The organism is Metabacillus sp. GQ13 (assembly GCF_059758525.1).
On record NZ_JCAXET010000002.1, the window covers coordinates 1 to 12,378 of the forward strand.

Annotated in this window: 5 protein-coding genes; 3 read left to right on the plus strand and 2 right to left on the minus strand. The window is 37.1% G+C overall.

Annotation, left to right across the window (positions count from 1 at the left end; translation table 11 throughout):
• Positions 1–238 precede the first annotated feature (238 nt).
• Positions 239–1,924 carry a methyl-accepting chemotaxis protein gene (locus AC6CHR_RS02340; protein ID WP_498246871.1) on the minus strand — a complete coding sequence of 562 codons (1,686 nt, stop codon included), beginning with the start codon at positions 1,922–1,924 and terminating at the stop codon, positions 239–241.
• Between the two features lie 417 nt (positions 1,925–2,341).
• Here AC6CHR_RS02340 and AC6CHR_RS02345 point away from each other — a divergent pair, with 417 nt between their 5' ends.
• The gene (locus AC6CHR_RS02345) at positions 2,342–3,514 is read left to right on the plus strand and encodes a thiolase family protein (RefSeq protein WP_498246872.1); all 1,173 of its coding nucleotides are present in this window, start codon (positions 2,342–2,344) and stop codon (positions 3,512–3,514) included.
• A gap of 24 nt (positions 3,515–3,538) precedes the next feature.
• Here the strand turns inward: AC6CHR_RS02345 and AC6CHR_RS02350 are convergent, their stop codons facing one another.
• Positions 3,539–4,672, minus strand: a complete 1,134-nt coding sequence (locus AC6CHR_RS02350; protein ID WP_498246873.1) for an MFS transporter — start codon at positions 4,670–4,672, stop codon at positions 3,539–3,541.
• Positions 4,673–5,106: 434 nt separating this feature from the next.
• Between AC6CHR_RS02350 and addB the strand changes: the two genes are divergently transcribed.
• Together addB and addA are read left to right on the plus strand one after the other, a co-directional pair.
• Complete coding sequence (addB, locus tag AC6CHR_RS02355) at positions 5,107–8,598, plus strand: helicase-exonuclease AddAB subunit AddB (RefSeq protein ID WP_498246874.1); 3,492 nt, start codon at positions 5,107–5,109, stop codon at positions 8,596–8,598.
• Positions 8,591–12,313: a helicase-exonuclease AddAB subunit AddA gene (gene addA / locus AC6CHR_RS02360; RefSeq protein WP_498246875.1), complete on the plus strand. Its 3,723-nt coding sequence runs from the start codon at positions 8,591–8,593 to the stop codon at positions 12,311–12,313. Before addB ends, addA begins: the two co-directional genes overlap by 8 nt.
• The last annotated feature ends 65 nt before the right edge of the window (positions 12,314–12,378 follow it).

Here is a 12,378-nt window from a genome sequence, read left to right on the forward strand (position 1 = left end):
TTCTTCAAATGCTTTTTTATTTTAATGCTCTTTTCTAAAAGTTTGTTGTTCTAGTACTAATAAAAAACAGCTTTGGGATTTTTATGATGGAAAATGAGGCTATCTCCATAAGGATATCAGAGTAATTTAGCGTAAAGAGCACGAAGAAATCCTTAAAAAGTGAACATTAGTACTTTGTACGGAAAACAACAATCTTTGCGAAAACAGCCTAATAAAAATCTAGAAATGCTGTCTTCATCTAAACTTTAAAACGAGATATCATCGATTGCAATTCTTCAGCTAATTTAGATAATGAATTTGATGCATAAGAAATTTCTTCAATAGAAGCTAATTGTTCTTCTGTAGAAGCAGCAACATTTTCTGTGCTATCTAGTGTTTCCTTTGATCCCTCTGCAATACCATCGATTGAGTGTTTAACCAAATCAAAATCTGTTGTAAGCTGTCCTGTGGTTGTTGCTACTTCTTGAATTTGTGATGTTACCTGCTCGATCGAATCCAATATTTCATTAAACTTAAGCACAGTTTCTTGGGATATAGTGATTCCTGATGACACATTTTCTCTTACACTTTGAATATTGTTTACTGTTTCATTTGACTCGTTTTGTATTGTAGAAACCAGGCGTTGAATATGGTTGGCAGATTTATTTGTTTCATCAGCTAATTTTCTAACTTCTTCTGCTACCACGGCAAAACCCTTTCCATGCTCCCCTGCTCTTGCAGCTTCAATAGCAGCATTTAAGGCTAGTAGATTCGTTTGGTCAGAAATTTCTGTAATAATTGATGAAACTTCTCTTATTTCTGTTGCACTTGAAACTAAAGAAAGAATTCCTTTATCAGCTAAATCAACGGATTTATTAATAAACTGCATTTGTTCTAACATCTCTTCTACTGAGCTCGCACCTTTCTCTGCTTGACCTTTCATTGTACTGGAAAATTTCACTACATTGTTTGTATTTGTAGAAACGACTATCAAACTACGAAGTGATTCATTTACAGAGTTTAAGCTGTTAACAGTCAAGTTGTTTTGGAGACTATTAGCAGAAGATATAGATTGGATCGATTCTGAAACTTGTTTAGATGTTACTTTGGATTGTTCGGTACTAGCGGAAAGTTCTTCAGATGACGCAGCTACTTGTTCAGATGAACTTCCGATTTGAATCATGATTTCTCTTAGGGATTCTACAAATGAATTAAAAGAATGTGCAAGTTGTCCAAACTCATTCTTACCTTTTATTTCAACTCTTTTTGTTAAATCGGCTTCTCCAGTTGCAATTTTCTCAAGTTGCCCATTTATTACGCGCAATGGATTAAGAATTGATTTTAAAAGTAGGATACCTAAAATCACACCAACGATTGATGAGATAACTGAAGTCAATAACAGAAAGAATTGACTCCGACTAGCTTGACTTTCATTGCTCGTATTCAATTCATTTACTTCTTTATTTAAATCAGCAACTAATTTATCAATAGAAGGGTCTAGCACTTCTTTTCTTAACGTTCTCTCTTCTCCAAAATGTATATTCTTTGCTCCTTGTGGATCAGATTCATAGGTTTCGATAACTAGTTGATTCATTGCCCAGAAATCATTGAAATTCTTATCCAAGGAATCTATTGATAAATTGTAACTCTCATCGTTTACGAATCCTTTTATATCTTTTATCGTTTTAGTAATTTCTGTTGCCTTCTCTCTCATTCCATTGGCGAATTCAGTATCTCCAGTAATAATATAAGCACGCTCATCATTGGATAGTCCTGCTAAACGAAATTGTATATTCAGAACTTGTTTTTGAATTTCCATTTTCCCCATCAATTTATTGTTTTGGTTTGTTGTTGAATTTATAATATATACAGACGAACTCCCTATACCAACAATTGATATGACTAAGATTGATATGATTAATAATAATTTTGTTTTTATTTTCATTCTTTTCTACTCCTTTTGTTTGTATTGCTCGGTTGTAATGGATTTCAACAGATTATTTATTGTTATATGTATATATCGGTTTAAAATAGGCTCTTTTCAATAGGCTCTTTTCTAAAAGTTTGTTGCTCTAGTATCTATAAAAATCAGCTTTTTTGATTTTTATAATGTAAATTGATGTTATCTCCAGAGGAATGACAGTGTAATTAAACGAAAGGAGCACGAAGATATACTAGAAATGTGTATATTTGTCCTTTGTACGGAAGGAAATTATAACAGTATTTAAATAGGGAATTAGAATTCTGTAGGATAAAAAATATACGGTAAATATCATTATGAAACAATTTTATTTGTATTACTTAAAACAATATAAACTATAATGAAGTAAGGAGATTAATTTTATATTAAGGGGGTTAGGGAATGCGCGAAGTTGTCATAACGTCAGCTGTTAGGTCTCCCATCGGAGTTTTTGGTGGCGCTTTCAAAGAGCTGTTACCAACTCAATTGATGGTTCCGGTCTTAGAAGAGGTTGTGAAGAGAAGTAAATTGGAAAAACATGAAGTAGAAGAAATCATTCTCGGCCACTGTATTCAGCGTACAGATGAACCGAATACTGCTCGTGTGTCAGCATTAAAAGCTAAGTTCCCAGATAAAACAATAGGGTATACGATTCAGAGACAATGTGCATCAGGGTTACAAGCGATTATTTCTGCTGCTATGCAAATTCAATTGGGTCACTCTACTGTCATGGTTGCAGGCGGGGTAGAAGCGATGAGCTCAAGTCCATATTTCCTTAAACAACATCGTTGGGGTTCACGTCTTCAGCATGGACAGATTACAGACAGTGTATGGGAAATCTTAGAGGATCCGATTCATCACATCATGATGGGTGAGACGGCTGAGAATGTTGCGAAGAAGTGGGGGATTTCCCGTGGAGAACAGGATGAATTGGCATTATCAAGTCAAAATCGAGCATTGGATGCGATAGAAACGGGATGCTTTACCGAGGAAATTGTCCCGATTACCTTGAAAGCTAGAAAAGGGGAAGTAACTGTTTCAGATGATGAAGGTCCAAGGAAGGTCACAAAGGAAAAGCTTGAATCATTACCTGCGATTTTTCAAGAAAATGGTACGGTTACAGCTGGTAATTCATCTTCACTTAATGACGGGGCAGCTGCGCTAGTGTTAATGTCTAAAGATGAAGCTGAAAAAAGGGGACTCCCCATTTTGGCGAAGATTTCACACTATACAGTCGTTGGTGTTGATCCGTTGGTGATGGGGATTGGTCCGGTTCCTGCGATTCAAAAAGGCTTGGATTTGTTAAATTGGACTGTTGATGATTTGGATGTTATCGAAATAAATGAAGCTTTTGCTGCACAGTATTTAGCAGTAGAAAAGCAGTTGCATTTAAACAGAAATAAAGTAAACGTGAATGGAAGTGGAATCAGTCTTGGCCATCCAATTGGCTGTACAGGTTCTAGAATAGTTGTTAGTCTACTGCATGAGATGAAACGAAGAGACGCGAAAAAAGGTCTTGCCTCACTATGTGTTGGTGGAGGTATGGGAGTAGCGTTATTTGTTGAACGGGTGTAATTAGTTTATGGCTGGCAGACTATGTCAGCTTTTATCTGTTTTTTGAACCTTCGTAAAAAATAGGAGGATCATAGATGAAGAGAATAGAAAGCTAAATAAATAGAGAATGCCTTGGAAAGATAAATAAGTTGCTATAATCGGTCCAAGACTCGCACCAGATAGGAGGATGAACGTATATAACGAAATCGCAATCGATCTTTTAGTAGTAGCTTCATTTCCGATAAATGTAATAAGTGTGGGGATAAATACAGCAATCGCTGAAACAAACAGTGTAGATAGCATTGTGACGAAAATTATCTGTTTCGTAAATAGCATAAGCAGAAGGGAAAGGACTATAATGAACAGACATGTAAGTAGTATTTGTTTGGTGGAATATTTTTTTAACCAAATGCTATTAAAAAGGGACAAAGGTGTCCCAATCAGTGCTATACATCTACTATAGAATAGTGCTTCTTCTTGACCTGTATAATACTTTGCTAATCCGTCATAAAAGGAAACAAATGACATTAAGGTAATAAAAGCTATCGATAACCCTAGTAAAACAGGGAGGGGTAATAGCTTTCCAGGAGAGGTGGTGGCGTTTGTCATTTTATTGGTAGCTTTAAGGCGCTCTTTAGGGAGAATAAATAATGTACAAAAAGCTATTCCCATGTAAAGGCAAGCAAATAAATAAAATACTTCTCTCCAACCAAAAACAACAACAATGGTGGAACTAATAAGTTGCCCGATAATCCCAGACATCAAAAATCCAGTGTTAATGATTGAAATAACCAGCATTCTCCTTTTGGGTTCAAATACATCAAAACAATAGGCATAGGCAACTGGTGCGAAACTGCCTAAAACAAAACCTTGGCAGCATCTTAGTAGATAAAAGCTAGATAAAGAGAAGGAGAAGGAAAGGAAAATCGTTAAGAGACTAGAAGCAATCATACCATAGAACAAGACCATTCTCTTCGGAGAAAATGTCGCAATGAAACCAAAGGATAACAGTCCAATCGCATAACAACTTGTAAATAGCGTACTTGAAAAAACAACCTCCTCATATGTAATCATTAACCCTTCTGCAACAACTGAATAAATTGGAATGAATAAGTAAATATTGCTCACGACACTTACTGCTGCAATCCACATAAATACTTCAATTGCACGATTTTTCATGTGCTAGCTCCTCTCAGATAGTCTGCAACCTCAAAATGAGTATGTTGGTCATTTTGGAGAGTAAATCTGAGATTCGCGAGATTTATAGCCAATTTTAGCGTTAAACTTCGTTTTTCCATCCCTATCCATCTCCTTCATACAAAAGTTGGCATGCCTGATAAATGGAATTTACCTAGAAAGTAAAGTAAAATATAGAGAGATACGTAGAAGGAAAACAGACCAATTACTACCACACTATTTTAGTTGTGGTTTTTCTTTTTCTTATGATTGTCGGGGCTAAACAAGGCGGCTTGCGCTTTTCGATCGGCTCGAGGCATAATCCAATCCATCCAGAAGGTTAAAGGGCAACCTTCTAGCCGGCTCGTCTTATGCTTGTCGCCGATAAGCGGGCGCCTTCCGCTTTTCGAATATAATACGTTAGTGGGGTATTAAACGTGAGTATACAATTTATTTTAGGTCGCTCAGGGAGCGGTAAAACAGAGACGATATTAAATGAAATAAGGGAAAACCTTTTTGAAGATCCGATTGGTCGACCCATCATCTATCTCGTACCAGATCAAATGACATTTGGGGCTGAGTATGAATTAATTAAAACGCCAAATTTAGGTGGGATGATTCGCGCTCAAACCTTTAGCTTTAGTCGTTTAGCCTGGAGAATTCTACAAGAAACAGGTGGTATGACACGCCATCATCTTTCAAGCACAGGCATCCAGATGATGTTAAGGAAAATTGTTGAACAGTATAAGCAAGAATTCAAAGTATTTACGAAGGCAAGTGACAAGAATGGCTTTATTCAACAGCTGGAGGCAATGCTCACTGAATTTAAACGGTACTGTTTATCACCACAGGAGCTTGAGGAATATTTAGTTAATACACATACTGAACTTGATAAAAAAACATTAACAGATAAGCTACATGACATGGCATTGCTGTATAAACAATTAGAAATTCAGCTTAGTCATAAATATATAGATTCAGAGGATTATTTACATTTACTTGCAGAAAAGACGTTTGAATCAGAGTATTTACGATCAGCAGATATTTACATTGATGGTTTCCATAGCTTTACACCACAAGAATATGAGGTTGTTGCTGCATTGATGAATCAGGCTGCAAATGTGAAAATAGCTCTTACCACTGATAAGCAATATGAAGACTACTTACCCCATGAACTAAATTTGTTTCAAATGACAGGCAAAACGTACAATAAACTACTGAAAATTGCGACCGAGGAAGGGATGGAAGTAGATCAACCGCTTTTATTAAATGAGCAGCATCGATTTTCTGGAAATCCCTCTTTACAACATTTAGAAACATTTTATGATACACGACCAACTAGTGTTTATGCAGATCATACGAGCTTAACGATCTTTCAAGCGGCGAATCGACGATCGGAAATCGAAGGGATTGCTAGACAAATCCATTCGCTTATTAGAAATGAAAACTATCGGTATCGTGATTTAGCTTTACTGTTAAGGAATTCAAATGATTATAAAGATGTAATTGAACAAGTATTTCGTGACTATGACATTCCTTTTTTCATTGATCAGAAACGATCTATGCTTAATCATCCATTAGTTGAACTCATTCGTTCTACTCTAGAAATTATCAATGGTCATTGGCGCTATGAGGCGGTTTTTCGTGCGGTGAAAACAGAACTGCTATATCCAGATGAACTGGAAAGAGTGGATATGCGTGAGGAAATGGATCTACTTGAAAATTATGTGCTTTCTTATGGTATACAAGGTACAAGGTGGACAAAAGATCAAAGATGGCGCTATCGTCGTTTTTATTCTCTTGATGATGAGTTCGTAGTAACGGACGAAGAAAAAGCAATGGAGGAAAAACTTAATCAGCTTCGTGATCATATTGTAAAACCAATTTTAGCATTACAAAAAAGGCTTAAGCGTAGTAAAACAGGACGAGCATTAGCCGAAGCTTTATATCTTTATTTAGAAGAATTACAGATTCCTGAAAAAATGGAAAGCATGCGGAAAGATGCTGAATCAAAAGGTCTTCTCTTAGAAGCGAGAGAACATGATCAAGTTTGGCAGGCTGTCATTAGTCTATTAGATGAATTTGTCGAAATGCTCTCAGAAGAAAAAGTGTCGGTCAATCTCTTTACTGAGATGCTTGAAACAGGGCTTGAGTCAATGAAGTTTTCATTGGTTCCACCAGCAATTGATCAAGTGTTAATTGCTGACATAGAAAAATCGAGATTTTTCAACGTGAAGTGTTCGTTTATTGTCGGGGTGAATGATGGCGTCATTCCAGCAAGACCGAAAGAAGAGGGGATTTTAACAGAGGATGAACGGGAGGCCTTGCATTTTCAAGGAATAAATCTTGCGCCAAGTGCAAGACAGCAGCTCCTAGATGAAAACTTCATTATTTATATGGGATTATCTAGTGCTTCTGAAAAGCTATATTTATCCTATCCAATGGCTGATGAAGAAGGAAAGGCTCTTCTGCCCTCTGTGATAGTGAAACGGTTGGAGGAGATGTTTCCAGCTATAAATAAGCAACGACTAATAAACGAACCTGAACAGCTATCATTAGAAGAGCAGCTCTCTTTTATTGTTAATAAGAATGTGACGCTGTCATATCTCACTGCCCAGCTTCAATCATGGAAGCGTGGTTACCCAATTCACCCGATTTGGTGGGATACCTATAACCACTTTATATCGTCGGAAAATAAGCTATTAACAAAACGAGTGATAAGTAGCTTATTGTATCAAAACAAGCCAAAACAGCTTGAAACATCAGTTAGTCGTGAGTTATATGGCGAGCATATCCAAGGCAGTGTATCTAGAATGGAGCAATTTAACAGTTGTGCATTCTCACACTTTGCCACACATGGCTTAAAGCTTAGAGAAAGACAATTTTTTAAGCTAGAAGCACCAGATATTGGACAAATGTTTCACTCTGCGCTTAAGATGATTTCCGATCAATTACAGCATTTGCACCTTGATTGGAGGGAGCTGACAAAGGATCAATGTGAACGGTTTTCAAATGATGCTGTTGAAAAGCTCGCACCAAGATTGCAAAAGGAAATTTTACTAAGCTCGAATCGTTTTCATTATATAAAACGAAAACTGCAAAAAATTCTTGCAAGAGCCTCAGTCATTTTAAGTGAGCATGCAAAGGCAAGCGGCTTCGCACCTATTGGCTTAGAGCTAGCATTTGGTAAGGGGGGAGAACTTCCTCCTATACGCTTCACACTGCCAAATGGCTGTACGATGGAGGTAGCTGGAAGAATTGACAGAGTAGATAAAGCTACAGGCTCAAATGGAGTCCTACTTCGTATTATTGACTATAAATCTAGTGATAAAAACGTGCAATTAACTGAAGTATATTATGGTTTAGCTCTACAAATGCTTACGTATTTAGATGTGATCATTTCTAATTCGAGTAAGTGGCTTGGGGTCAAAGCAACACCAGCTGGGGTCCTTTATTTTCATGTTCATGACCCAATGATTCAAGCCAATACTTTGTTACCAGAGGAAAAGCTTGATGATGAAATATTTAAGAAATTTAAAATGAAGGGTCTATTACTTGGAGACGAAGAAGCCGTCCGTTTAATGGATGATAGTCTTGATGTGGGAAGTACATCAAATATTGTAGCAGCAGGTTTGAAAAAGGGAGGTGGTTTCCGTTCAAACTCAAGTATAGCAAGTGAAAGTGAGTTTGAATTATTAAGAAATCATGTCCGCACAACGTTTGAAAAAATCGGAACGAATATTACTGACGGAATGATTGATATTAGTCCCTATAAACTAAAAGACAAGAAACCGTGTACGTTCTGTGCATATAAATCAGTTTGTCAATTTGATGAGTCTTTAGAAGACAACACATTTCGTGTATTAAAAGGTGAAAAAAATGAGGACGTGTTAAAAAGAATGAGAGAGGAGGTAGATTCGAATGAATGATAGCTTAAAAAAACCTGAAAATAGCCAATGGACGGATGATCAATGGAAGGCGATTGTATCAAGTGGACAGGATATTCTAGTCGCTGCGGCAGCTGGTTCTGGGAAAACGGCTGTATTAGTTGAACGAATCATTCGTAAAATCCTGTCCAAAGAAAATCCGGTTGATGTCGATGCTCTTCTTATTGTGACCTTTACAAATGCCTCCGCTGCTGAAATGAGAAGTCGGGTCGGTGAAGCACTAGAAAAGGCATTAAAAGAAAATCCATCGTCACTTCATTTGCGTAGGCAATTAACATTGCTAAATAAAGCATCAATCTCAACGTTGCACTCATTTTGTTTACAGGTTGTAAGGAAATATTATTATTTGATTAATATCGATCCAAGCTTTCGTATTGCTGATCAAACAGAGGGTCAATTACTAATAGATGAAGTACTTGATGATTTATTTGAAGAGGAATATAGTCTTGAAAATAACGAGGCCTTTTTCGATCTTGTTGATCGATATACATCTGATCGAAATGATATTGAGCTTCAAACGTTAATTCGGGAACTTTATTTCTTTTCTAGATCTCACCCGACACCAAACATTTGGCTTGATCAACTTACTAACATGTATGATATCGGAGAGGCAGAAATTGACTCTTTGCCCTTTGTTCAATACTTAATGCAAGATATTGAAATGCAGTTATTGGGCGCTAAAGATCAGCTAGACCAAGCGATGGAACTAACAAAACATCCAGCAGGTCCAGCACCTCGTGCCGAAAATTTAATAGATGATAGTAGCCAGGTTACCGAGCTTTTAAAATTAAAACATTCATGGGAACAGCTTAGTGAACAAATTAAAACATTTAAACTATCAAGAGCGAAAATTGTCAAAGGTGACCAATATGACAAATCGTTGACAGATCAAGTTACATCGTTAAGGAACGCCGCGAAAAAACAAATAGAGAAGCTTCGTGATGAATTATTTACACGAACTCTTCAGCATTATGTTGAGGACTTTGCCCACTTGAAGCCTGTTGTCACAAAATTAGTTAGGCTAGTAAAACAATTTGCTGATCGATTTGATGGGTTAAAAAAAGAAAAAGGTATTGTGGATTTTGCTGATTTAGAGCATTATTGCCTACAAATTTTACAAACAACTGAAAATAAGCCAAGTGAGGCCTCACTGTTTTATAAACAACAGTTTGAGGAAGTCCTTGTCGACGAATACCAAGATACAAACCTTGTTCAGGAATCCATACTCAAGTTAGTAACAAAGGATGAGGAAGCAACCGGAAATTTATTTATGGTCGGGGATGTAAAACAATCAATTTATCGTTTCCGTTTAGCCGAACCGTTTTTATTTCTAAGCAAGTACAAGCGGTTTACTCAAGAGGCAAATCAGACTGGAATGCGAATTGACTTATCGAAGAACTTTCGAAGCCGTTCAGAAATAGTAGATGGAACAAACTATCTATTCAAACAAATCATGGGGGAACAGGTTGGGGAAATCATTTATGACCATGAGGCGGAGTTAAAGCTAGGGGCGACTTACCCTGAAAGTAAAGTGATGAATACAGAACTTTTACTAATCGATCGTGATGGCAGTGATCCTGAGTCGGAAGTGGATGAAGAAATTGGAGTGTTTGATGAGCAAGAGCTAGAAACAGTACAACTTGAGGCAAGGTTAATGGCTAAGAAAATTAAATCACTTATTGATGAGCAATTCCCAATATATGATCGAAATCTTGGCGATACACGTCCTATCACTTTCCGCGATATCGTCATTCTTTTGCGTTCAATGCCTTGGGCACCACAAATAATCGAAGAATTTAAACAAGCGGGATTACCGGTTTATGCGAATTTATCAAATGGTTATTTTGAAGCAACAGAAGTGGCTATTATGTTATCGGCTTTGAAAGTAATCGATAATCCCTACCAAGATATTCCATTAGCATCCGTCCTCCGTTCACCTATCGTTGGTTTGGATGCGAATGAATTAGCACTTATTCGTACGTATGATAAAAAAGGGACCTATTACGATGCAGTAAAGGCATTTCTCGCGAATGGGTCACTAGCAAATCAGCAGGACCTATATACAAAATTGCATTCATTCATTGAACTCATGCAAGGATGGCGCGATCAAGCGAGACAAGGATCAGTTTCGGAATTGATCTGGCAATTATACCGTGATACAAAGTTTTTTGACTTTGTAGGTGGAATGCCAGGCGGTAAGCAGCGCCAAGCAAATTTACGAGCGTTATATGATCGCGCTCGTCAATACGAAGCAACCTCATTTAGAGGGTTATTCCGTTTTCTACGCTTTATCGAAAGAATGCAAGATCGCGGGGATGATCTTGGAGCAGCTCGTGCACTTGGTGAACAAGAAGATGTTGTTCGATTAATGACGATTCATAGTAGTAAGGGTCTAGAGTTCCCGATTGTTTTTGTAGCAGGGCTTTCAAAGAAGTTTAATATGATGGATCTGAATAAAAAGTACTTACTTGATAAGGAATTAGGATTTGGTACGAAGCTAATTAATCCTAAAATACGTGTTAGCTACCCAACATTACCCTATATCGCATTAAAAAAGAAAATGAGAATGGAACTTCTTGCCGAAGAAATGCGTGTACTCTATGTTGCTCTAACTAGAGCAAAAGAGAAGCTTTATTTAGTTGGTACCTTAAAGGATCCTAATAAAAAACTTGCTGACTGGAGAAATTTTTTGTCACATTCAGACTGGCTATTACCAGATTTTGAGCGAGCAAAGGCGAGTAGCTATATAGATTGGATCGGCCCTGCATTAATTCGTCATCAAGACGTTGAGGTACTTAATGAAGGGCAACATTGTTTAACTGATGATATCGCGATACATCCTTCAAAATGGACTGTGGAAATAATCAAAGGTGAAGAATTAGTTGAACCATTTAAAGTAGAAAAAGAATTGAATTTAGACTTGTTATCGTCGATTACAAATGGAGAAACAGTTGCGGTTGAAAGTGAACAGCGTCAAGTTGTAGATGATCAACTATCATGGGAATATCGGTACGTGGCAGCTACTAAAAATCGCTCAAAGCAGTCGGTATCTGAACTGAAAAGACAGCGAGAGGTTCAGGATGAATACAGTGATATTCAGTATATTAAGCAACAGGAACAACAAACCTTTTTATACAATCGACCAAATTTCATGCAAAACAAATCAGTTACGGCTGCTGAAAGAGGAACAGCGATGCATACAGTGATGCAGCATATGGAGCTTCGATCTCCAATAATGAAAACTGATGTCACTGGGAAGGTAGCCGAATTAGTTAGCAAAGAAATTTTAACAGCAGAGTTAGCTAATGTGATTAACGTTGAACAAGTGATCGAATTTTTCTCGTCACCAATAGGTGAGAGACTTCTTAAAGCGAAAAAAGTATATCGAGAGGTACCGTTTAGTTATGCACTTCAAGAAGGGGAACTCTATAACGACAACGGACGTGAACCTGTTTTAGTACAGGGGGTAATTGATTGCTTATTTGAAGATGATGAAGGGATTGTCTTGTTGGATTATAAAACAGATGCTATCAAAGGTATGTTCTCTAAAGGGATTGAAGAGGGAGAACAGGTATTAAAGGATCGCTATCGTGTTCAAATTGAATTATATACAAAAGCAATTGAAGACATTATTCATCGACCACTAAACGAAAAGTATCTATTTTTCTTTGATGGAGGATATCTTATTGAGATGTAAGCTTGACCAAGAGGTCTCAGGTGGGCTGAAAATTAGTGGGAACACTCAGATAAGATAAAAAGCTT